Annotated in this window: 21 protein-coding genes; 14 read left to right on the forward strand and 7 right to left on the reverse strand. The window is 66.9% G+C overall.

What is annotated here, in order from left to right:
- The 6 genes from BKG60_RS21990 (at position 1) to BKG60_RS22015 (ending at position 4,603) form a co-directional block, all read left to right on the forward strand.
- Entirely contained in the window at positions 1–1,452 is a 1,452-nt protein-coding gene (locus BKG60_RS21990; RefSeq protein WP_075909976.1) for an MCE family protein, read from the forward strand.
- Positions 1,416–2,063 (forward strand): hypothetical protein, encoded by a 648-nt coding sequence (locus BKG60_RS21995; protein WP_075910023.1) that lies wholly within the window; start codon positions 1,416–1,418, stop codon positions 2,061–2,063. Before BKG60_RS21990 ends, BKG60_RS21995 begins: the two co-directional genes overlap by 37 nt.
- Positions 2,060–2,689: a hypothetical protein gene (locus BKG60_RS22000; protein WP_242671632.1), complete on the forward strand. Its 630-nt coding sequence runs from the start codon at positions 2,060–2,062 to the stop codon at positions 2,687–2,689. Before BKG60_RS21995 ends, BKG60_RS22000 begins: the two co-directional genes overlap by 4 nt.
- A gap of 103 nt (positions 2,690–2,792) precedes the next feature.
- The gene (locus tag BKG60_RS22005) at positions 2,793–3,134 is read left to right on the forward strand and encodes a DUF732 domain-containing protein (protein WP_075910024.1); all 342 of its coding nucleotides are present in this window, start codon (positions 2,793–2,795) and stop codon (positions 3,132–3,134) included.
- A 26-nt stretch (positions 3,135–3,160) separates the two neighbouring features.
- Entirely contained in the window at positions 3,161–3,661 is a 501-nt protein-coding gene (locus BKG60_RS22010) for a CAP domain-containing protein (protein WP_075910025.1), read from the forward strand.
- A 6-nt stretch (positions 3,662–3,667) separates the two neighbouring features.
- On the forward strand, positions 3,668–4,603 hold the full coding sequence (locus BKG60_RS22015) for an alpha/beta hydrolase (protein ID WP_075909977.1): 936 nt from the start codon (positions 3,668–3,670) through the stop codon (positions 4,601–4,603).
- On the opposite strand, the gene BKG60_RS22020 is transcribed toward BKG60_RS22015, so the two are convergent.
- Positions 4,600–6,246, reverse strand: coding sequence for a flavin-containing monooxygenase (locus tag BKG60_RS22020; protein ID WP_075909978.1), 1,647 nt, complete (start codon positions 6,244–6,246; stop codon positions 4,600–4,602). The two genes, BKG60_RS22015 and BKG60_RS22020, sit on opposite strands and share 4 nt — an antisense overlap.
- A 395-nt stretch (positions 6,247–6,641) precedes the next feature.
- Between BKG60_RS22020 and BKG60_RS22025 the strand changes: the two genes are divergently transcribed.
- Both BKG60_RS22025 and BKG60_RS22030 read left to right on the forward strand, forming a co-directional pair.
- The gene (locus BKG60_RS22025; protein WP_075909979.1) at positions 6,642–7,418 is read left to right on the forward strand and encodes a glucose 1-dehydrogenase; all 777 of its coding nucleotides are present in this window, start codon (positions 6,642–6,644) and stop codon (positions 7,416–7,418) included.
- 2 nt (positions 7,419–7,420) lie between these two features.
- Entirely contained in the window at positions 7,421–8,215 is a 795-nt protein-coding gene (locus tag BKG60_RS22030; RefSeq protein WP_423226860.1) for an SDR family NAD(P)-dependent oxidoreductase, read from the forward strand.
- A gap of 5 nt (positions 8,216–8,220) precedes the next feature.
- Here BKG60_RS22030 and BKG60_RS22035 read toward each other — a convergent pair whose 3' ends face one another.
- Positions 8,221–9,288, reverse strand: coding sequence for an acyl-CoA dehydrogenase family protein (locus tag BKG60_RS22035; protein WP_075909981.1), 1,068 nt, complete (start codon positions 9,286–9,288; stop codon positions 8,221–8,223).
- A gap of 143 nt (positions 9,289–9,431) precedes the next feature.
- Here BKG60_RS22035 and BKG60_RS22040 point away from each other — a divergent pair, with 143 nt between their 5' ends.
- Positions 9,432–10,310 carry an IclR family transcriptional regulator gene (locus tag BKG60_RS22040; protein WP_242671633.1) on the forward strand — a complete coding sequence of 293 codons (879 nt, stop codon included), beginning with the start codon at positions 9,432–9,434 and terminating at the stop codon, positions 10,308–10,310.
- A gap of 9 nt (positions 10,311–10,319) precedes the next feature.
- Here BKG60_RS22040 and BKG60_RS22045 read toward each other — a convergent pair whose 3' ends face one another.
- Positions 10,320–11,417, reverse strand: a complete 1,098-nt coding sequence (locus BKG60_RS22045; RefSeq protein ID WP_070186524.1) for an acyl-CoA dehydrogenase family protein — start codon at positions 11,415–11,417, stop codon at positions 10,320–10,322.
- Positions 11,418–11,491: 74 nt separating this feature from the next.
- Here BKG60_RS22045 and BKG60_RS22050 point away from each other — a divergent pair, with 74 nt between their 5' ends.
- The gene (locus BKG60_RS22050) at positions 11,492–12,508 is read left to right on the forward strand and encodes an acyl-CoA dehydrogenase family protein (protein WP_075909982.1); all 1,017 of its coding nucleotides are present in this window, start codon (positions 11,492–11,494) and stop codon (positions 12,506–12,508) included.
- Here the strand turns inward: BKG60_RS22050 and BKG60_RS22055 are convergent.
- The gene (locus tag BKG60_RS22055; RefSeq protein WP_075909983.1) at positions 12,455–13,894 is read right to left on the reverse strand and encodes a wax ester/triacylglycerol synthase family O-acyltransferase; all 1,440 of its coding nucleotides are present in this window, start codon (positions 13,892–13,894) and stop codon (positions 12,455–12,457) included. The two genes, BKG60_RS22050 and BKG60_RS22055, sit on opposite strands and share 54 nt — an antisense overlap.
- Before the next feature lie 149 nt (positions 13,895–14,043).
- Between BKG60_RS22055 and BKG60_RS22060 the strand changes: the two genes are divergently transcribed.
- The 4 genes from BKG60_RS22060 to BKG60_RS22075 are packed head-to-tail and all read left to right on the forward strand — an operon-like array spanning position 14,044 to position 18,242.
- The gene (locus BKG60_RS22060; protein WP_120764998.1) at positions 14,044–15,690 is read left to right on the forward strand and encodes an AMP-binding protein; all 1,647 of its coding nucleotides are present in this window, start codon (positions 14,044–14,046) and stop codon (positions 15,688–15,690) included.
- Positions 15,687–16,661 (forward strand): alpha/beta hydrolase, encoded by a 975-nt coding sequence (locus tag BKG60_RS22065; protein WP_242671635.1) that lies wholly within the window; start codon positions 15,687–15,689, stop codon positions 16,659–16,661. Before BKG60_RS22060 ends, BKG60_RS22065 begins: the two co-directional genes overlap by 4 nt.
- 10 nt (positions 16,662–16,671) lie before the next feature.
- A complete protein-coding gene (locus BKG60_RS22070) occupies positions 16,672–17,469 on the forward strand; it encodes an SDR family NAD(P)-dependent oxidoreductase (RefSeq protein WP_075909984.1) in 798 nt (265 codons plus the stop codon).
- The gene (locus tag BKG60_RS22075; RefSeq protein ID WP_075909985.1) at positions 17,469–18,242 is read left to right on the forward strand and encodes an SDR family NAD(P)-dependent oxidoreductase; all 774 of its coding nucleotides are present in this window, start codon (positions 17,469–17,471) and stop codon (positions 18,240–18,242) included. Before BKG60_RS22070 ends, BKG60_RS22075 begins: the two co-directional genes overlap by 1 nt.
- A 60-nt stretch (positions 18,243–18,302) precedes the next feature.
- Here BKG60_RS22075 and BKG60_RS22080 read toward each other — a convergent pair whose 3' ends face one another.
- The 3 genes from BKG60_RS22080 to BKG60_RS22090 form a co-directional block, all read right to left on the reverse strand.
- Positions 18,303–19,355 carry an alcohol dehydrogenase catalytic domain-containing protein gene (locus BKG60_RS22080; RefSeq protein ID WP_075909986.1) on the reverse strand — a complete coding sequence of 351 codons (1,053 nt, stop codon included), beginning with the start codon at positions 19,353–19,355 and terminating at the stop codon, positions 18,303–18,305.
- The gene (locus tag BKG60_RS22085) at positions 19,355–20,551 is read right to left on the reverse strand and encodes an LLM class flavin-dependent oxidoreductase (protein ID WP_075909987.1); all 1,197 of its coding nucleotides are present in this window, start codon (positions 20,549–20,551) and stop codon (positions 19,355–19,357) included. Before BKG60_RS22085 ends, BKG60_RS22080 begins: the two co-directional genes overlap by 1 nt.
- Positions 20,552–20,638: 87 nt before the next feature.
- Positions 20,639–21,277: a TetR/AcrR family transcriptional regulator gene (locus BKG60_RS22090; protein ID WP_075909988.1), complete on the reverse strand. Its 639-nt coding sequence runs from the start codon at positions 21,275–21,277 to the stop codon at positions 20,639–20,641.
- Positions 21,278–21,320 lie beyond the last annotated feature (43 nt).

Raw genomic sequence — 21,320 nt, forward strand, 5'->3', positions numbered from 1 at the left:
ATGCATCTGAATAGACGAATCAAGATCCAGTTGGCGATCTTCGGTCTGGTCGCGATCGTGGCCGGTTCACTCATGGTGTTCGGCTACATGCGGTTGCCCTGGCTGATGTTCAATGCGGGTCACTACACGGTCCGCATGGAACTGCCGCACACCGGTGGTCTGTACAAGAGCGGCAACGTCACCTACCGCGGTACCGAGGTGGGCCGGGTGATGGCGGTCAACCTCACCGACTCCGGCGTCGAGGCGGTGCTCTCGCTGCAATCCGACATCGCGATACCTTCCGACCTCGATGCCGAGGTACACAGTCAGAGCGCCGTCGGCGAACAGTTCATTGCCCTGGTGCCGCGCGACGCCCATGCCCGGCCGCTGCGCGACGGGGACGTGATTCCGTCGGACCGCACCTCGATACCGCCGGACATCAACACCCTGCTCGATGCGACGAACGCGGGTCTGAAGGCGATTCCGAACGACGACCTCAAGACCGTGATCGACGAAAGCTACACGGCGGTCGGTGGTCTCGGTCCGGAGATCTCGCGGTTCGTGAAAGGTTCCACGGCGCTGGCCATCGACGCCCGTGAGAACCTGGATCCGCTGACGGCGCTGGTGGACCAGAGCGCACCCGTGCTGGATTCACAGTCGAACACCAGCGATTCGATCCAGGCCTGGGCCGCCAATCTCGCGACGATCACCAAACAACTGCAGGCCAAGGACGAAGCCGTGGCCGGAGTACTCAAGAACGGCGCACCCGCCGCCGGCGAGGCCCGGGCGCTGTTCGAACGCCTGCAACCGACCCTGCCGGTGGTACTGGCGAACCTGGTCAGCACCGGAAAGGTGGCGGTCACCTATCAGCCCGCCATCGAACAGCTGCTGGTGCTGCTCCCACAGGGCACCGCCATCATGCAGGCGATCGGTGTACCCAACCGCAACATCGACTCTCCGTACCGCGGCGCCTACCTGAGCTTCAAGCTCAACTTCAACTTGCCGCCGCCATGCACCACGGGATACCTGCCCGCCCAGCAGCAGCGGGTCGCGACGTTCGAGGACTACCCGGACCGCCCGGCGGGCGATCTGTACTGCCGCGTGCCACAGGATTCCATGTTCAATGTGCGTGGCGCACGCAATATTCCGTGTATGACGGTGCCCGGCAAGCGCGCTCCCACCGTGAAGATGTGTGAGAGCGACGAGCAATACGTACCGCTCAACGACGGCCTCAGTTGGAAGGGCGACCCGAACGCCACCCTGTCCGGCCAGGATATCCCGCAGTTGCCGCCGGGCTCGCCACCACAACAGGCACCGGCGCCTCCCCCACCGATCACCGTCGCCGAATACGACCCCGCCACAGGCACATACGTGGCGCCGGACGGAAAGGTCTACACCCAGGCAGACCTGGGTCAGAATGCAGACAAGGAGCAGACGTGGCAGTCGATGATGATGCCTCCCACGGCGAACTGAACGAACACGGGCCCGACGGAGCCGAACCGGAGCACACCGAATCGCCAGGCACCGAACCGGACGGAGCCGATGCCGGGAAATCCGCGAAGGCCGATGCCACCCCTGACGCTTCGGCCACGCCCGGTGCCCGATCCGGACTGCGCACCGCGCTGGTCGCCGGCGCGGCCACCGTGGTGGCGCTGACAGGTGTGTCGGGCTGGCTGGGGTTCCGGTCGTACGAAGCACATCAGGCCGACCAGCAGCGCGAGCTGTTCCTGTCGGTCGGCCGGCAGGGGGCGCTGAATCTGACGACGCTCAAGCACACCGAGATAGAGGCCGATGTGCAACGCATCCTCGACGCCGCAACGGGCGGGTTTCACGACGACTTTCAGAAGCGGGCTCCCGCATTCGTCGAGGTCGTCAAGAAGGCTCAGTCCACCTCGGAGGGCACCATCACCGAGGCGGGATTGGAATCACAGACGCCCGACAGCGCCCAGGTGCTCGTCGCGGTGTCGGTGAAAACCTCCAATGCCGGTGCACCCGAGCAGGATCCGCGCGCGTGGCGGATGCGGATCGGGGTCCAGAAGGTCGGCGACGAAACCAAAGTATCGAATGTGGAGTTTGTACCGTGACCCAGCTCGACGTCACCCCGCAAGATCTCACTGTTGTCGACGACGACATCACTGAGCACGACACGACCGGCACCACCAACGATGCGACCGCCGTAGATCGGCCCGGGACAACCGGAACCGACAGACGGTGGCCCAAGCGGCCCATCGCCTGGAGCCGGCTCGTCGCCTTCGGCGTGCTACCCGGCGCCGCGCTGACGCTGACGCTGGGCGCGGCATATCTGAAGTACCAAGATGATTCGAACCGGCGCACGGATGCCGCACGCGTCGAATCGGTCCAGGCAGCGACACAGAACACCATCAAGATGCTGTCGTATCGCGCCGACAACGTGGCGCAGGACCTCGAATCGGCGAAGGACAACCTCACCGGTGAATTCCGGGACTCCTACACATCGCTGATCCACGACGTGGTGATCCCGGGTGCGAGACAGAAGCAAATCTCTGCGGTGGCGACCGTTCCGGCCGCGTCGCCGGTGTCCGTCGCGCCCGATCACGCCGTGGTGCTGGTGTACGTGAACCAGTCGATCATCATGGGTGCCGAGCCACCCACCAGCACGGCGTCCAGTGTGCGGGTGACCCTCGACCAAGTCGACGGCCGCTGGCTCACCTCCGAATTCGACCCGGTCTGATCTGTCACCCTCCGTGGACTCACGATCTGGCCGGTACCCGCGTCAGCGAAAGGCGGTAGCACCACAAGTGACAACGGTTTCCAGCGGACGCCGAACACCCGTCCTGGTATTGGCCTCCTGCGCGGTGGCCGGGGCATTGGGCTTTGCCCTCGCGCCCCCCGCGGCGCGAGCCGACGCAGTGGCCTACCTGGTGAACGTCACGGTGCGACCGGGTTACAACTTCGCCGGCGCCGACCACGCCCTGGCCTACGGGCGCGGCATCTGCGACAAGGTCAACGCCGGGCTGCCTTACGGCGACCTCATGCAGGATGTCAAGCACGATTTCGGCAACTCCGACGAGTATCAGGCCGGGTACCTGATCAATCAGGCCGTCAACGAACTATGCCCGGCAGCGATCTGGCAGCTGCGCAACTCGGCTGTCGGTTACCGGGCACGGCCCAACTGAACGGGACTGACCGAATGGACGACGATATGGCCAAGTGGCACAAGGTGAAGCGCCGGGTGAGCCAATACAGCGCGGCGTGTTTCGTTCCCGCCGCATTGATCACCATGGCACCGGTGGTACATGCGGACAACAAGCGGTTCAACAAGAGTGTGGAGTCCAACGTCTTCACCATCAGGCGCCAGGCCGGCTGCCCGGTCGACATCAAGGCCGACCCGCAGCTGCGCCTGGCCGCCCAATGGCACACCAACGATGTACTGAACCACCGCGAACTCGACGGGGACATCGGCTCAGACGGCTCCACACCCCAGGACCGCGCCGAGGCAGCGGGCTTTGGCGGCCGAGTCGCCGAGACCGTGGCGATCAACCCTGCCATGGCGATGAGCGGAATCGAGTTGATGAACCGGTGGTTCGACAACCCCGCGTACCTGGCGATCATGCGGGACTGTGCCAACACCAAGATCGGGGTCTGGTCGGAGAACAGCCTGGACCGAACCGTGGTGGTCGCCGTGTACGGGCAACCCGGATAGGCCGATATGGACGTCGATCCCGAAATCGCAGCACTACTCCCGGTTCTGAACACCGGATTTCCCGCCGTCGAGACGATGAGCGGCGCCGAGGCGCGGGCTGCCGTACGGGCGCGGTACCGGCCCGCGGAGCAGCCGCAACCGATCGGGGCGGTCGAGAACCGCGTGATTCCCGGCGACATCCCGGTGCGGATCTACCGGCCGGCACCGGAATCGGCGTTGCCGGACTCCGGAAGAGCACTGCCGATCGTCGTGTTCGCGCACGGCGGTGGATTCGTCTTCTGCGATCTGGACACCCACGACGACCTGTGCCGGTCGATGAGCAACGGGGTCGGCGCGGTGGTGATCGCCGTCGACTACCGGCTCGCACCGGAGTTCCGGTGGCCCACCGCGGCCGAGGACATCTACTCCGCACTGTGCTGGGCCGCGGCATCGGCACGGGACCTCGGCGGTGACGCGACCAGGATCGTCGTCGCCGGCGACAGCGCCGGCGGCAACCTCGCGGCGGTCACCACGATCCTGGCCCGTGATCGTGGCGGTCCGCAGATCGCCTGCCAGGCATTGCTGTACCCGGTGATCGCCGCGGACTTCGGCACCGAGTCGTACCGCCGGTTCGAGACCGGGTTCTACAACACTCGTGCCGCCATGGCCTGGTACTGGGATCAGTACGTACCGGACGTCGCCGACCGCGGCCACCCCCACGCCTCGCCACTGCAGGCGAAGCTGGGTGGGCTACCACCGGCAGTGGTGGTCACCGCGGGTTTGGACCCACTGCACTCCGAAGGCTCGGCTTACGCCGAAGCACTTGTGACCCAGGGGGTGCCGGTGGCGTACCGCGACTACGCCGGCGCCATCCACGGGTTCATGACGATGCCGTCGCTGACGCTGGCCGGCAAGGCCACACGTCAGCTGTGCTCCGATATCCGCAGCGCGCTCGGCCGCTAGGCCGGCAGATCCTGGTGAATGTCGAAACCCTTGTAGCCGGCCGCTGCGACGTCGGCGATGATCTCGCCGTAGACGCCGAAACCGCCGACGAACGGCATGAATACCCGCGGTTTGCCTGGGATGTTCGCCCCGAGGTACCACGAATTGGCCTGAGGCATGAGCGTTGCAGCGGCACGTCGAGTGCATTCGGCCACCCACTCGGCCGCGGAGTCCTCGCGTGCCTCGATCGCGGGCGCGCCCTGAGCATCGAGGTAAGCGATCGCGTCAGCCACCCAGTTCAAGTGCAATTCGGAGTGCAGCACCATGTTGGCCAGCACCGAAGGGGCGCCGGGGCCTGCAATGTTGAACAGGTTCGGAAAGCCCGGGACACCGAGACCCAGGTACGTCACCGGACCTTCACCCCACGCCTCGTTCAGGGTCCGGCCGGCACGGCCCACGATGTCGAGCTTCTGGACCGACCCGGTCATCGCGTCGAACCCGGTGGCCAGCACGAGTGCGTCCAGGTCGTAGTGTGCGTCGGTGGTGTCGACACCCGAAGGGTCGATCCGCTCGATCGGCGTGGCCCGCAGATTCACCAACGCAACATTGTCTCGGTTGAAGGTCTGAAAGTAGTTGTCGTCAGTGCAGATTCGCTTTGCGCCGATCGGATGATCCTTCGGGATCAACACGTCGGCGACCGCGGGATCGTCGATCACGGCTCGCACCTTCTGCTCCCAGAACCGTCGCGCGGTGTCGTTGGCCTCGAGGGTCACCAACTGGTCCGGGAAGGCCTTGGAGAACAACACGCCGCCCAGTTCCCAGCGGCGTTCGTAGGTCTGCTGCAGTTCCTCGGCCGAAACCTCAAGGGCGGACTTGGGATGCGGCTGGTGCGGTGAACCGCCGCCGCTGAGCATCGAGAGCCTGCGCCGCTCGGCGTAGCCCGCCTTCTGCGCGGCCCGCGTCTCGTCGTCGAGCGGGATGTTTCCGGCCGGCACGCTGTAGTTCGGGGTCCGCTGGAAGACGAAGAGTTGTTCGGCTTCCTTGGCGATGCACGGGATCGCCTGGATACCAGAGGATCCGGTACCGATCACACCTACCCGCTTGCCCGTGAAATCGACGCCTTCGTGCGGCCAGTGCGCGGTGTGGTAGACCTCGCCCGCGAACGAATCGAGGCCCTCGATCGCCGGGATGTTCGCGTTCGACAGCGGGCCGACCGCCAGGATGCAGAAGCGTGCGGACACCGCGTCGCCACGGTCGGTGTGGACCTGCCAGCGCAGCGTCTTCTCGTCCAGCACCATGTCGGTCACGCGAGTCTCGAACGATATGTCGCGCCGCAGGTCGAACCGGTCGGCGACGTGGTTGAGGTAGGCCAGGATCTCCGGCTGGGTGGCGTACTTCTCGGTCCAGTTCCACTCCTGCTCAAGATCGGAGTCGAACGAATACGAGTAGTCGACACTCTCGACGTCGCATCGGGCACCGGGATACCGGTTCCAGTACCAAACACCGCCCACCCCGGCGGCGGCCTCGAACACCCGCACCGAAAGGCCTTGCTGCCGAAGGCGATGCAATGCGTACAGCCCGGCGAATCCGGCCCCCACCACAACCACGTCCACCGTGGCGGTGGTTTTTTCGGCGGTACCTGACGGAGCTGGCTGGGCTGTCACTGTCGATGCCTTTCGCTTCAATGTTCGGTGCGTCACGTTACGAACGACCGCATGAAGCGAACACCGGTTGTCTCACTCACCGGTACGAGGCTGACGGTCCGGAGCGGCGCGGCAGCGATTCGTGCCCTTCGCCCCCGGCGCGGCGGAGTCGCGTCCACCGCACCCGGCGTGCCTCGACCCTAACCACCAGCCGGCCATTCGAACTGGATATCTGCGACTGCTCCTCAACAGCCGTTCCGCTGAAGCGATCGCCCGGCGGCGGATACATCCTGCTGAGTGAGACTCACACCCGAACGTCCGCCGCCGGGATTATCGTTGCGGTCACACCACGGCAACGCTGCGGCTGGATCGACGCTGGCCCCAGCCCGGCTTCACCTCGAAAGGAAGTTGTTGGGATGCAAGAAGATTCGGATAGCTTGTCTGACGTCGTAGCGATCGTGACCGGCGGCGCACGCGGCCTCGGCGCGTCGTTCGCTCGGCACATCGTCAGGCGCGGCGGCAAAGTGGTGGTCTCCGACGTGCTCGACGACGACGGCGCGGCGCTGGCCGCCGAGCTGGGTGACAACGCCCGCTACGTCCATCTCGACGTGACCGACGCGGCGCAGTGGAAATCCGCTGTCGAGCTGACGCTCTCCGAATTCGGCAAGCTGAACGGCCTGGTGAACAACGCGGGCATCTCGACCGGCCAGTTCATCGAGCACGAACCGCTCGACCACTTCCGCACCGTGCTCGAGATCAACCTGGTCGGCGTCTTCAACGGCCTTCAGGCGGTCATCGCACCGATGCGCGCCACAGGGGGAGGTTCCATCGTCAACATCTCCTCGGCCGCCGGCCTGATGGGCCTGGCACTGACCGCCGGATACGGCGCGTCCAAATGGGGTGTGCGCGGGCTGAGCAAGATCGCCGCGGTCGAACTTGGTCCGGACCGCATCCGGGTGAACTCGGTGCATCCCGGCATGACCTACACGCCGATGACCGCCCAGATCGGTATCCAACAGGGTGAGGGCAACTACCCCAACACCCCGATGGGCCGCGTCGGTGAGGCCGACGAGATCGCGGGTGCGGTGTGCTACCTGCTGTCCGGCGCCTCCAGCTACGTCACCGGCTCCGAGATCGCCGTCGACGGCGGATGGACGGCCGGTCCGACCGTGAAATACGTGATGGGACAATGATTGTGAGCAATAGGCTGCAAGGGCGCCGGATCCTGGTGACCGGCGCGGGTTCGGGCATCGGGCAGGCCACCGCACTGCGACTGCTCGACGAGGGGGCGGTCGTGATGGGCGCCGACATCTCCGTCGAGGGCCTGGAATCCACAAAACAGAACGCCCAGCAGGCCGACACGGCAGACCGGCTCAACGCGGTGACGATGGACATCGGTGACGAGTCATCGGTGGTGGCCGGCGTGCGAAACTCGGTCGAGACACTCGGCGGCCTCGATGCGGTGGTCAATGCCGCGGGCATGCTGCGCGCGGTGCACACACACGAGATGAGCCTGCAGCAGTGGAACCAGATCATCGGGGTGAACCTCACCGGAACGTTCTTGGTGATCCGCGAGACGCTGCCGGCGCTGCTGCAGAATCCGCGGAGCGCGATCGTGAACTTCAGTTCCACGTCGGCCGCATTCGCTCATCCGTACATGGCGGCCTACGCGGCGAGCAAGGGCGGCATCCAGTCGATGACCCATGCACTGGCCCTGGAGTACGGCAAGCAGGGGCTGCGGGCGGTCAGCGTCGCGCCGGGCAGCATCAAGTCCGGAATCACCGACGCCACACCGGGACTCGTTCCCTCCGACGCCGACTGGTCGTTGTTCGCCAAGCTGTCGCCCATCATGCCGACCGACCTGAGCTCCGGCGGAGCGGGCATGGGTGACCCGTCCGCCGTCGCGGGCGTGATCGCGATGCTGGTATCCGACGACGGCGCCTTCATCAGCGGCACCGAGATCCGTATCGACGGTGGCACCCACGCCTGAGGGGCCTAGGGAGCCACGGTCTTCGACTCGCCCACCACCATCGCAAACCCGACGTGGGCATCCCGCCAGAACCGCTGCAGCGGACTCGTCCGGTGCAGCGCTTCGACACTCGACTGGCACACGATCTCGTCGACCGCACGCACCGCGCGGCGCGCCGCGGCTATCTGGTCGCGGCGCGCCCGCGCGCGCATACCCGGGTCGATCGGGCCGTCCAGAACCCGGTTGAACGATGCGGTCAGTGTGTCGAGCAACGCCAGCCGCGACGCCCTGATCTCGGCGGCGGCGTGTTCCTCGACCGGACCTTCGACGCCGATCGCCTCGACATGGTGGGCCAGTGCGCCTTCGGCCATCCCGATCACCGCAGCCGTGATCCCGAGCGGCGCAATGGTACTCAGCGGAATGTGGTAGATCGGATTGCGCAACCCGGCGTGCCCCGCGGCGGTGCCGTCGACAATGCTGTTGTGGTTGAGCAACCGATGCCCCGGGATGAACGCGTCATCGATCGTGATGCTCTTGCTTCCGGCGCCGATCAGCCCGATCGCATCACCGGATTCCTCGATGATGTGCAGATCAGCCCGTGGCACAAGCGAATACCCGAGTCCGTCGGCGTCGCCGGTACCGACCACGCGGGCACCGACGACAACCCACTCGCAGTGGTCGATCGCCGCGACCGAGCGCCACTCGCCAGAGAGGCGGTAGCCACCGTCGACGGGCAGCAACACACCGGCCGGCGTGTGCGCCGACGCGATCCAGACGTCAGAGTCGGCCTCCCACACCTCGTCGCGCAGACGCCGGTCAGCCGAGGCCAACGCCCACGGCGGCACGCCGACCGAACCGGCCACCCAACCCGCGGCCCCGTCCAGGCGGGATATTTCCAGGACAGCCTCGGCGAAGTCGCCGGGATGAGTCTCGATGCCGCCGAACTCCGCAGGCTGCAACATGTGCATCACCCCGGACTCACGCAGCGCGTCGACCGTCCGGATGTCGAGCCGGCCCAGCGTCTCGTTGACGAGTCCGAGCGCCTGTAGCCGTTCGGCATTCTCGTCGATGCCGTCCAGAACGTCCCCGGTCATCTCCACACCACGCATCGAAAACTCCCTTGTCGCGCATATCGCGTGCCGACCACCATGGTCGGACACGTGCCCAAGTGGTTGCGGCAGCATCCCGCTGAGTGAGATCGTGAGTGCTTCAATGTCCGACGTCCCAGGGGGCGCAGGTGCCGACATCCGCCAGCAAGGCGACATCCCGACCGAGTGCCGAACAACGCGACACGGCTGTGTCGATGGTGGATCGCGTGGCCTTGATCCTCAATGTCTTCGACGAACCCGGCAAACACCTACGGTTGGATCAGATCGCGGGACGCACGGGTCTGCCCCGGTCTTCGGTACACCGGATTCTCAAACAGTTGCACCGCGCCGGACTCCTGCAACACCGCCCCGACGGCTACGCACTGGCCGCCTCTCCGCTGCCCGTGACCAGGATGGTCGACCACTCGCAACTGCGCAGCGTGGCATCGCCGACCCTGTCCCGTCTGCATGCCGACACCGGACTGGTGGTGCACTTGGGGGTGCTCTTCGGGGGCGACGTGGTTTATCTCGACAAGGTGGCCGGCCGTAACAGCGCCGTGGTCCCCACCCGCGTCGCCGGGCACTCGCCCGCACATGCCAGCGCGCTCGGAAAGACCATGCTGGCCCAACTCCCGGCCGAGGAGGTGGATGCCGTGCTGGGCCCCAAACTGACCCGGTCCACCCGGTCCACCATCAGCGATCTGGAAACCCTGCACCGGGAACTGGCCCGGATCCGGTCCCGGCATGGCCTGGCCTACGACAACGAGGAATTGGCGATCGGGCTGACCAGCGTGGCGGCCCCGCTGCGGTCGACCGACGGCGAGGTGGCGGGCCTGTCCCTGACGGGCGCGGTGCCGTTGCACCGGTTGCAGCGAACCGCCCCGTTCGTGATCCGAGCCGCCCGGCATATCTCCGAGCAGTTGGGCACCGGACGCGATACCGCCTCGGCCTCCCCGGCTCACGCGCAGGCAACCGACAACCTGTTGTCACGTGTGTTGCGCACGCTGACCTCAGACGCCTGGGTCTGAATCCGGCGGCTACCAAACTATCTCGTCGACCTCCATGCCGAACGAGTGGCGGCCGACCAGGGCCAGCACCTGTTCCACGTTGCTGGCGACGTGCGTCTGCGCAGTCTGGACATCACGCCACACACGTTCCACCAGGAGGTCCTCGGCGTCGCGGCCGTCCGAGTGGGCGATGAACGTCCGGATCGCCGCGACCGCACGTTCGGAGGCCAGCACCTGGTCGCGCCGCGACCGCAGCACCAGATCGGTGTCTGCGGCCTGCCCGGCGCCCGCGCATGCCATGAGATCGCCGAGATTGCGGTCGATCTGGGCGATCGACAACTCAAGATCACTGCACGCCATGGCAACCGGATCCGCCGACGAGGTGGCCTTCGGCCGCAATACCGAAAGGATGTTCTGGGCGGCACCGAGCAGAGGAGCCGTTCCGGTGTGGGTGTACATCGTCGGTTGCGGCAGTCGGTACAGCGGCGCCAGCCTGCCCAGCTGATCGTCACTGACCCAGCCGAACGTGCGATACCGCGGTACCACCGCACCGGAGACGACGACGTCGTGCGCGCCGATACCGCGTAATCCCACGCTGTCCCAACTCGATTCCACGACATAGTCGGCCCGCGGCACCAGTGCCACCAGGAAATCCTGGGCGGCACCGTCCTCACCTACCAGCACCGCGGCGGCCATGAGCCACGACGAGTGCAGGATGCCGGTGCACCGGCTCCACCTGCCGGACAACCGGAAGTCGTCTCCGACACGTTCGAGGCGGCCCGTCGGGGCGTATGACTCGCAGAGCAAGGTCCGCCGATCCTGCCCCCACACGTCGCGCTGGGCGCGCTCGTCGAACAACGACAGATGCCAGGTGTTGACCCCCAACCACCCGGCCAGCCAGCCGGTGGAGGTACATGCCGCAGAAAGGTCGCGGGTGACGGCGAGATACTCGGCCGGGTCTACCTCGATGCCGCCGAACGCCTTGGGTTGCAGCATCGCAAAGAAACCCGCCTCGTGCAGGCCGGCGATCACCGCGGGATCGACGGCCCCGCCGCGGTCGACGTCGGCGGCGGCTTCGGCGATCGCCGGCAGTGCCTGGCGCACCGCGGCGCGCACATTCTGCGTCATCAGTGCCGCCCTATCCTGCCCGTCGGGTATGTCACCATCGTGGATACCATCCGTCGCCCCTCTCAGGAGGTCATATGGCCGAGCCGCCCGGTGCACCCGGCGTCGATCCCGGTGTCTCGGTTGCTGAATCGATTGCCGTCCGTAGCGATCCGTCGTTCCGGTTGTTGCAGCCGGTCCGCTGCGGCGGGCGTGCGGTGACCGGATCAAGCTCGGAGGCAGTCGATTTCGTCGCCGCGGTGGCCGCGCTCGCCGAGCGCGACGGGTCGGGCGGGTGGTTGGCCGCGGCGGTCAACACCGCGGCTCACCTGGTTGCGGGCCTGGGCGACAGCGCCGCCGAGCGGGTGTGGGGCGCCGATGCCGGTGCACTGGTCACCACCGGCGAGGAGCACACGGGTGTACTGACGGCCGACCGCGGGAGCTTCCGATTGACCGGTCACTGGCAGGCGGTATCCGGCGCCCTTTTCGCGGACTGGCTGCTGGTGAACGCCCTGGACGGCGATTCGGTCCGGCACGTGCTCGTCCCCCGCGGTGCGGTGCGTCTCGACCGCCACACCGGCCCGCGTGGCCTGGATGCGGCCGGGATCGCCGACGTCACGGCCTCCGGCGCGCTCGTCGACGCGCAGGACGTGTTCCCGGTCCCGGCCGACGGTTCGGGTGACACTGCCGATTCCGGCACGACCCGGCCGCCCTACGAGGTCCTCGCCGGTGCCGGGCAGGCCGCCGCCGTGGTCGGCGCCGCCGCAGGTGTGTGGCGGGCGCATGTCGGCCAGGTCCGGCAGCGGCTGGCCACGTCGTACGGAAGCGAGGACACCACCGAGCTGACATCGTCGGCGGTGCTGGTGGCCAGGGCGGAATCGGACATCGACGCCGCACGGCTTCAACTTCTGACGTCTGTGAGCGCCGATGGGCCCGCCGCGGCGACGGCCCAATTCCAGGCCGTGACCCGCGCCCGCAACGCCGCCGACCAACTTCTCAGCAGCGGCAACCGTCACGCGCTCGATGCCACGGATCCCGTGGCCCGCCTGTGGTTCGACGTGCTAGCCGGATACCGATTGACGATCCGACGCGTCGCGCACCCCACTGCCGGCTGAATCCGCCCGAGCCGCAAGCTCGGCCAGTGCCCGCGGTACCCGGTCGGCGATGCCGTACGGATCAGACACCTGGTCACCACAGGTGAGCACACAGATCGCCATCTGATCGCGGTAGCTCCAGCCGGTGAAGTTCAGCCCCATCGGGAACACGATCGGTCCCGACGAGATGAGCTGCTCGATTGGGGCCCCGCCCCAATACAGCGTGCTCTGCGGCCCGCGCATGTTCGACGCGATCAGGCTGAACATCGGGCGGCGCTTCATCTTCGCACCAAGGATCGGCAACACCCGCGAGTACAGCCAGAACAGCGGCCAATACTCCATCCAGTCGTGCTGCAGCCAGGCGTCGCGCTCAGCCTGCACCTCACGCGCGGTGCGGGTCGCCGAGGCTACCGCGGCCAACCGCTCCACCGGATCGGCGATGTGCGTCGCGAGGTCGACGTTCCAGCGGGCAACCTTGTTACCCCACTCGGCCTCGGTCTCGACCGGGCGCATCGAGACCGGCACCACCGCGGTCATGCTTTCGTCGCCGAGCTTGCCGTTCTCGGCCAGGTAGTCGCGCAGCGCCCCACCGCAGATCGTGAGGAAGACATCGTTGACGGTGACGCCGAAAGCCTTTGAGACACGCCTGATCTCCGTCACATCGCAGCGGCGGTAGGCGAATCGGCGGCGGGCCGAGAACGGCTCGTTGAACGGCATGGCCGGCGCGGCGAACGCTTCTGCGTACCCCGGCTTTCCGGCCTTCTGCCTGCGCCGGATCACCCTGGTGACCGCCACGGTGCGAGCGATGATGCTCGGGAATCGGGCCAGTGCGGCGATCTGGTGACGCAGGACCAGCGGCCACCAGATCCATGGTGCCGGGCGTCGCTCGTTCGGCAGCGGTGACGAGAGTGGCTGCGGCAGCGGGGTCTGCGGATCGGAGCTGTACAGGGTTTCCAGCAGCCGCAGCGATGCGGTGCCGTCGGCGACCGCGTGGTGAATCTTGAGAACCAGTGCGATGCGGCCGTCAGCCAGCCCCTCGACGAACCACAACTGCCAGGCCGGACGGTCGCGGTCCAGCCCGACTTCGAAGATCTCACCGATCGTCGCGGCCAGCTCGTCGTCGCCACCGGGCGCGGGCGCAGTGGTCCGCTGCAGGTGGTACTGCATGTCGACCTGTGGCCGCGAAACCCACCACGGCCGGCCGAAGCCCACCCGCGGGGACAGCAGCTGCCACTGCAACGGCTCGATGTGATCGACCCAGCCCTGCACGGCCGACTTGAGCCGGTCGAATGAGAGTGGCTCGGACATCTGGCTCGGATCGAGCACGACGGCCTTCATCGTGTGCTGTGGTTGCACCGAGCTCTCCCACGCCAGGAAGCTGTTGTCCTCGCCCTTCAAACGCCGCATTTTCCAACCTCGCTTGTCCTCACCGCCGTTACGGCACTGTCTGTGGCTGTCATCACTCTTATCCGACCGTGTGTCCCAAGAGACAAGCTGTCCCAACCAGCGAGACTCAACGGTCCGCAGCAGGCTCGACGGCCCCTACGGTTTGCGCCATGAAGCGAGCCATTCCGCGCCCTGCCAGCCTCGTAGCCACGGCCAATCGGTTCCGGGTGATCGCCCGCAGCATCGCCGTGCTTCGCGAGTCGGGCCTGTCCGGTGGAGCGGCCGACGGCATCCGCCAAGCCAAGCTGGTCCGCCAGTTCGGGGGGTTCGCCGCCGTCATCGAAAGCGCCGCCAACCGTGACCCCAACGCCATCGCCATCACCGACGAATGGGGCGACGTGACGTTCGTCCAGCTCAACGACCGGGTCAATGCCCTGGCCAGGGCCTGGAACTCGCGGGGAATCGGCGCGGGTTCGGTCATCGCCGCCCTGTGCCGCGATCATCGCGGGTTGGTCACCATCTTGGCCGCGGCCGGCAAGGTCGGGGCCCAACTGCTGCTGATGAACACGGGCTTCGCCAAGCCGCAGCTGGCCGATGTCGCGGCCCGCGAAAAGGTGAACGTGCTCATCTACGACGAGGAGTTCGCCGACCTGGTCAGTGCCATCGATCCCGGTGTACGGCGCTTCCTGGCGTGGACCGACGAACGCTCAGCCGCTGATGTCGAAGGTTCGCTGGAAGGCCTGATCGCGCACACTTCCCCCGCGCCGGTGGCCGCTCCGGCCAATCCCGGCGGCATGACCCTGCTCACCAGCGGTACCACCGGCACCCCCAAGGGTGCCCCGCGCGGCAAGACCTCTCCCCTGTTCTCGGCACAGCTGCTCGACCGAGTGCCGCGCCGCCGCGGTCAGACCTGCATGCTGGCCGCGCCGATGTTCCACGGCACGGGACTCGGCCAGGCGGTGCTGTCGCTGGCGCTGGGCAACCGCCTGGTGCTGCGACGCAAGTTCAACCCCGAGGAAACCCTGCGCTCGGTCCAGAATCACGGCTGCGACGTGCTGGTGGTCGTGCCGACCATGCTGCAGCGAATCCTCGCCCTGCCCAAGGACGTTCGTGACAAATACGACACCTCGTCACTCAAGATCGTCTTCGTTTCCGGCTCGGCCATGCCACCCGACCTGGTCGAGCGGACCCTGGCCGAATTCGGTCCGGTGCTCTACAACCTCTACGGCTCAACCGAACTCGCGGTCATGACCGTGGCGATGCCCGAGGATCTGCTCCACGATCCCCGGACCGCGGGCCGGGCACCGGTCGGATGCGTGGTGCGCCTCTACGACGATGCGGGCAAACAGATCACCGAACCGGGCGTGATCGGCCGGGTCTTCGCCGGCAGCGACGTGAGCTTCGCCGGCTACACCGACGGCCGCACCAAGGAGTCCATCGACGGATTGCAGAGCAGCGGCGATGTCGGCCACTTCGACGAGACCGGCCGGCTCTACATCGACGGCCGTGACGACGACATGGTGATCTGCGGCGGCGAGAACGTCTATCCGCTGGAGGTCGAAAACCTGATCACCAGCCATCCCGAGGTCGACGAGGTGGCCGTGATCGGGGTCAGCGACAACGATTTCGGCCAACGGCTCAACGCCTATGTGGTGCTGGTCGACGGAGCCACCCTGGCCCCCGACGACATCAAGGACTACGTGCGGGCCAACCTGGCCCGCTACAAGATCCCCCGCGACGTCGAGTTCCTGACCAAGCTGCCCCGCAACGCCACCGGCAAGGTGCTGCGCGGCGAGCTGACCGGGGGTGCGCGGTGAGCGATCACGAGTCGATGAAGCGCGAGGTCGCCGGCCGGATGGGCGATGCGTTCGCCCCGATCCTGTCCGGTGACCTCGACCCCATCGCCGCCGCGGCCGAGGTCCGGGCCCGGCTCAAGGCCAGCCGCCGACCGGCTCAGCCGGTAGCTGTGGCCAAGGTCGAAAACCGCGCCATCCCAGGTCCCGCCGGTGAGGTTCCGGTGCGGATCTACCACCCGCTGGACACCGAGGCCGACACCTGCCTGCCCGTGCTGATCTATTTCCACGGCGGCGGATTTGTCCTGTGCGACCTGGACTCACATGACTCGTGCTGCCGCCGCCTCGCCAACGGCATCGGTGCAATAGTGGTTTCCGTCGACTATCGGCTGGCGCCCGAGCATCCGTATCCCGCCGCGGTCGAAGATGCCTGGGCGGCAACGCAATGGGTGGCCGACCACGCCGGCGAGTTCGGTGGCGACCCGGCCCGGCTCGTGGTCGCAGGCGACAGCGCGGGTGGCAACCTGGCGGCAGTTGTCGCGATGACGGCACGGGACCGCAATGGCCCACCGATCGCATTCCAAGTGCTGATCTACCCGGTGGTCGACCAGCGCCGCAAGTCATCGCTGTCCAGCCCGCACACCCGCAGCGGGGTGCTGACCGCCGAGCACATGCAGTGGTTCACCGCGCAGTACCTCGGGGCCTGCGGCGCCCATGCCGACGTGTCCGCCTCGCCGATTCTCGGTGACATGACCGGACTTCCGGATGGGCACGTGCTCACCGGGGCCTTGGATCCGCTGTGCGAGGAAGGCGAGGAGTACGCCCGCAGGCTCGCCGCCGGCGGCGCGAACGTCAGCGTCCGGCGCTACGAGCGCGGCTTCCACGGATTCTTCAACCTCGCCGACCATCTCCCCGCTGCCGCAGAGGCCACCGAAGACGTGTGCGCCGTCGTGCGCGACGCCCTGAACTCCACCACTGCATCCCAAAATCAATGAAAGGCAACCCATGAAGCTTCGGAACACCCGCGCTCTGGTCACCGGCGCGAGCCGCGGACTGGGCAAGAGCATCGCCGAGGTGCTGGCCGCACGAGGCGTCGATGTTGCCGTGGTGGCGCGCGACGCCGAGTCTCTCAACCTGCTCGCCAAGCAGCTGGAAGGCAAGGCCTACCCGACCGACCTGTGTGAGCCGGAGGCCGTGGAAGGCCTCATCGACCGCATCGAGGCCGACGGACCCATCGACATCGTGATCAACAACGCCGGTATCGACCACGTCGGCCGGTTCCACCAGGTCAGCCCGGAGCAGATTCGGAACCTGCTGCAAGTCAACCTCGCTGCGCCGATGGACATCTGCCGCCAGGTGATACCGCGGATGGTGCAGCGCGGTCGCGGCCACATCGTCAACGTGTCATCGATGGGCGCGATCTCGCAGGGGCCGGGACTGACCCTCTACGGCACGTCGAAGGCCGGATTGAGCCATTTCACCGCAGGCATTCGCGGCGAGTTGCGGGGCAAGCCGGTCGGCACCACGCTGGTGCAGATCGGCGAGGTCAAAACCGACATGATCGACCACATTCGCGCGTTCGGGCCGGCCAGGCGCACCATCGAGCGCTCGATCCGGTGGCGGATGATCCCGCGCGAGTCGCTGGAACCGGTGGACGTTTCCGTGGCCATCGCCGAGGCCATCGAGCACAACCGCCGCCACGTCATCCTGCCGCGCAACATCGTTCCGATGGCGAAGTTCACCGAGTTCCCCCGCCGCATATCCGAACTCATGCTCACCGGCATCGACCAGGACAACGACTGATGGCCGGCGTCGACCTGTCCGGCAAGGTCGCGATCGTCACCGGTGCCGCCCGCGGCCAGGGTGAAGCCGAAGCGCGGTTGTTCGCGGCCCTCGGTGCCCAGGTGGTGTTGACCGACGTACTCGTCGAGGATGGTGAGCGGGTCGCCGCGTCCATCGGCCCCGCGGCCCGCTTTGTACGTCACGACGTCGGCAGCGAAAATGATTGGCGCACAACGGTTGACACTGCCATGGCGGAGTTCGGCCGGATCGATGCGCTGGTCAACAACGCCGCGATCTGCAAGGTGGTGCCGCTTGCCGAGCAGGACCCCGCGGGGTTCGAGCAGATGCTGCGGGTCAACCTGATCGGCGCCTTCCTGGGCATGCAGGCCGTCACCGAACCGATGAAGGCCGGCGCAGGTGGGTCGATCGTCAACATCTCGTCGCAGGCCGGCGTTCAAGGACTCGCCGGCTACACCGCCTACGGCGCCTCCAAGTGGGGTTTGCGCGGCATGTCGAAGGTGGCGGCGATCGAGCTGGGCCCCTTGGGCATCCGCGTGAACACGGTCTATCCGGGCATGATCGACACTCCGATGATCGCTCATCTGGAGGTGGAACGCGGTCTCGGGGGCCACCCCGGTGCCCCGCTCACCCGGGTCGGCACTCCCGAAGAGGTCGCCGAAGTCGTCGCATTCCTGGCCTCGGACGCGTCGTCGTACATCACCGGCGCGGACCTGACCGTCGACGGCGGAGCCAGCGCCGGGCGGATCCCGGTGACACCGGTCCACGCCGACTGAGCGCAGTGCCCAAGCGTGCGGTGCCCTGCTGCTGCAGGGCACCGCGCACCCGCCACAACCTCACCGCCCGGGCAGCACCAGGATCTTGACGTGCGCCTCGGGGTCACGCAGTGCCTCGAAAGCGTCGTCGAGACCGTCGAGTCCGACCCGGCCCGTGATGATCGACTCGGCATCGATGTCGCCTGCCGCCAGCCGCGCCAGCACCTTCTCGTAGGCCTGGTCGTAGGGTCCGTGGCCGAAGTTGATTGCGATCTGCCGCATCTGGGCCACCACCGGGATGATGGTCTCCTCGGCGAACGGCGAGGCCACCACCTGGATGCGCGAACCCCACGGCAGGGTATGGGTCAGCGTGTTCAAGGTGCCCACCCGGCCGCTGCACTCGTAGGCGATCAGGAGGCCGCCACCGGTCTTGCCGCTGCCCAGCAGCTCGTTGTACAGCGCGATCGGATCCTGATCGTCGGGGTCGACCACGATGTCGGCGCCCATCTTGGCGGCCAGCTCACGGCGTTTGGGTGACGGCTCTGAGGCGATGACGGTGTGCGCGCCTGCCGCCTTCGCGGCCAGGATCGTGCCCAGCCCGATCGATCCGCACCCGATCACCAGCGCTGTGTCTGCAGGCGTGAGGCCGGACTGCTGCATGTGCATCTCACCGACATGGAGTGGCTCGGCCAGCGCGGCGTGCTCCAGGGACAGGCCGTCGGGCACGTGCCGGACCCAGAAGGCATCGACGAGGATGAATTCGCCGAAGGCCCCGTGATATCGGTTCGAGTAGCCGATGATCGTCGGCAGTCCGGTGTCTTGCTCGGTGGTGATGCCAAGCCCGGTGACCCGGTCGCCTTCAGCGAAATCCTCGACGCCCGGACCGGTTTCGACGACGGTGCCGGCCCACTCGTGGCCGAGTACCACCGGGCGGCCGGCGTCGAACACCGCGAACGGGTAGCCCGCACCGACGGCCACTTCCACGAACCGGCACGGGTCCTTCGACATGCTCAGATCACTGCCGCAGATGCCGCAGACCGCGACCTTGATGCGCAGTTGGCCCGGTCCGGTCACCGGCGGTTCGGTCACGTCGGCGACGGTGAACTGACCCTCGAAGTACTCCGCAGCACGCATCAGGCCTCCTGCCCGGCGAGCTGCTCGGCAGGCCGGCCGTAATAGTCGGTGTGCGCCTTGGTGATCGCACCGATGAGGCCGCCGAGTAGATACTGGCTGTTGTCCTCGGCGAATTGCAGGCTGGCTTGGCGGCCGACGTTGCGTTTCTTGAAGTGCGGCACGACTTCGGAGGCGAACAGTTCGTAGCTACGCAAGGTCTCCTCCCAGCCGGCCATGTCAACGTGCAGGATCAGCAGGGTGCCGAATCCGCCGGTCTTCTCGATGAGCCGCTCGATCTGCGCGATCGCATCCTCGGGGGTGCCGATGATCACCTGGCCGAACTCGCCCAGGTTGTCGGTGCGCCACTGGTTGATGATGCCCTCGGGAGTCTGCGCCCACTCGGGGTTGATGCCCTGCTGCCGGTTGACGTATTCGGCGATGGCATGGATCCGGCGACTGACGGCGCGTTCGGCCTCGGCCCGGGTCTCGGCGATGAACATCGGATTGACCAGGCGCCAGGTGGAGCGGTCGGCCTGATGGCCGTGTTCGGCCGAAACCTGTTCGTAGACACCCCAGTTTCGGTCGAGCACGTCGAATCCCGTCGGCGAGCTGGCCGCAAGTGACAGCAGTGACAACCCGTGCGTGCCGGCCAGGACCGAGCCGTTCGGTGAGATGGTCGATGCAGTCGCGACCTCGATACCTGCCGGATCGTAGGTGGGCAATTGGGCGCGGGCATCACGCAGGGTGAACCAGTCGGTCTCCATGTTGACGACTTCGCCACGCAGCAGCCGAAGGACAGCCTCCAGCGCCTCGCCCTGCATCCGGCGCTGGTCGAGGGGATCGATTCCCATCATGTGCGCGTCCAGCGGGATCTTGCCCGGCCCGGTGCCCACGATCAGCCGACCTCGGGTCTGCAGATCGAGTTGGGTGATGCGGTCGGTCGTGACCAGCGGATGGTGGTACGGCAACGACATCACGCCGGTGCCGAACCGGATCCGTTCGGTGCGCTCGGCCGCCGCGGCGATGAACACATCTGGCGCCGGGACGATTTCGGATCCGGTCGAATGGTGCTCGCCCATCCAGGCCTCGTCGAATCCGAGATGGTCGAGGTGGCACATCAGGTCGATGTCGCGGCGCAGCTGCAGCGCTGGGTCGGCGTTGAGGGGGTGATAGGGGGCCAGGAACGCCCCGAACTTGATCGAGCTCGAATTCCACATGCCGGGGACGCTATCTGGATCGAATGATTGGATCAAGTGATCCATAAATTAGGCCTGCAAAGGCTCCCGCTGGGTGGGACGGATCCGTCAGGAACCGAGCAGGCGATCGACCCCGCCGACGACGAAACGCACCAGGTCGTCGTAGAAGTCACGTAGTTCGGTCTCGTCCAGCCGGCTGCCGTTACGGCGCCATTCGTCGGCTCGGCTCAGCGCCTGGATGAAGTTCATGATCGAGATCGCCCAGCGCAGTTCCAGACGCGCCGGATCGGAGCCGGGAAAGGCCCGCTGCACCTGGGCGAAAAGTTCGTCGGGCAGATGCTGCTCGGTGTCCAGCAGAACCGGATTGTCCTCTTGCGAGATCTGCGCGATGATCTTGATCCAGCGCATGCCGCGAACCCGGTGACGCAGTAGCAGTTTCAGATACGGCTCGGTGACCGCGCGGACCAGGGCGTCGGGTCCCGGCGCGACCGGATCGGCCGCGAGCACCGCCACGTTGGCCGCGATCTCGTCGCGCACCGGTGCGCCGATGTCGGTGAGCACCGCCCGCAACAGCTCGTCTTTGGATCCGAAGTGATAGTGCACCGAGGCCGCGCCCAGGCCCGCGGCGGCGTTGACTGCCCGCACCGACACCGCATCCACACCTTGGGCGGCGAACAATCGTTCGGCAGCCTTCACCAGGCGCAGCCGGGTGGCCGCGCCCTGCCGATTCTGGGCTGCGCCGGACACCTGACGAGCATGTCACGCGCCGCGCCGGCTGCCGACCTGCGCT

The organism is Mycobacterium syngnathidarum, assembly GCF_001942625.1.
GTDB classification, from domain to species: Bacteria; Actinomycetota; Actinomycetes; order Mycobacteriales; family Mycobacteriaceae; genus Mycobacterium; species Mycobacterium syngnathidarum.

What these genes read in the sequence shown, in the direction of transcription:
- BKG60_RS21990 (WP_075909976.1), top strand. Translation starts at nt 1, where the DNA reads ATGCATCTGAATAGACGAATCAAGATCCAGTTGGCGATCTTCGGTCTG.
- BKG60_RS22010 (WP_075910025.1), top strand. Translation starts at nt 3,161, where the DNA reads ATGGCCAAGTGGCACAAGGTGAAGCGCCGGGTGAGCCAATACAGCGCG.
- BKG60_RS22015 (WP_075909977.1), top strand. Translation starts at nt 3,668, where the DNA reads ATGGACGTCGATCCCGAAATCGCAGCACTACTCCCGGTTCTGAACACC.
- BKG60_RS22025 (WP_075909979.1), top strand. Translation starts at nt 6,642, where the DNA reads ATGCAAGAAGATTCGGATAGCTTGTCTGACGTCGTAGCGATCGTGACC.
- BKG60_RS22035 (WP_075909981.1), bottom strand. Translation starts at nt 9,288, where the DNA reads ATGACCGGGGACGTTCTGGACGGCATCGACGAGAATGCCGAACGGCTA.
- BKG60_RS22045 (WP_070186524.1), bottom strand. Translation starts at nt 11,417, where the DNA reads ATGACGCAGAATGTGCGCGCCGCGGTGCGCCAGGCACTGCCGGCGATC.
- BKG60_RS22050 (WP_075909982.1), top strand. Translation starts at nt 11,492, where the DNA reads ATGGCCGAGCCGCCCGGTGCACCCGGCGTCGATCCCGGTGTCTCGGTT.
- BKG60_RS22055 (WP_075909983.1), bottom strand. Translation starts at nt 13,894, where the DNA reads ATGCGGCGTTTGAAGGGCGAGGACAACAGCTTCCTGGCGTGGGAGAGC.
- BKG60_RS22060 (WP_120764998.1), top strand. Translation starts at nt 14,044, where the DNA reads ATGAAGCGAGCCATTCCGCGCCCTGCCAGCCTCGTAGCCACGGCCAAT.
- BKG60_RS22070 (WP_075909984.1), top strand. Translation starts at nt 16,672, where the DNA reads ATGAAGCTTCGGAACACCCGCGCTCTGGTCACCGGCGCGAGCCGCGGA.
- BKG60_RS22075 (WP_075909985.1), top strand. Translation starts at nt 17,469, where the DNA reads ATGGCCGGCGTCGACCTGTCCGGCAAGGTCGCGATCGTCACCGGTGCC.
- BKG60_RS22080 (WP_075909986.1), bottom strand. Translation starts at nt 19,355, where the DNA reads ATGCGTGCTGCGGAGTACTTCGAGGGTCAGTTCACCGTCGCCGACGTG.
- BKG60_RS22085 (WP_075909987.1), bottom strand. Translation starts at nt 20,551, where the DNA reads ATGTGGAATTCGAGCTCGATCAAGTTCGGGGCGTTCCTGGCCCCCTAT.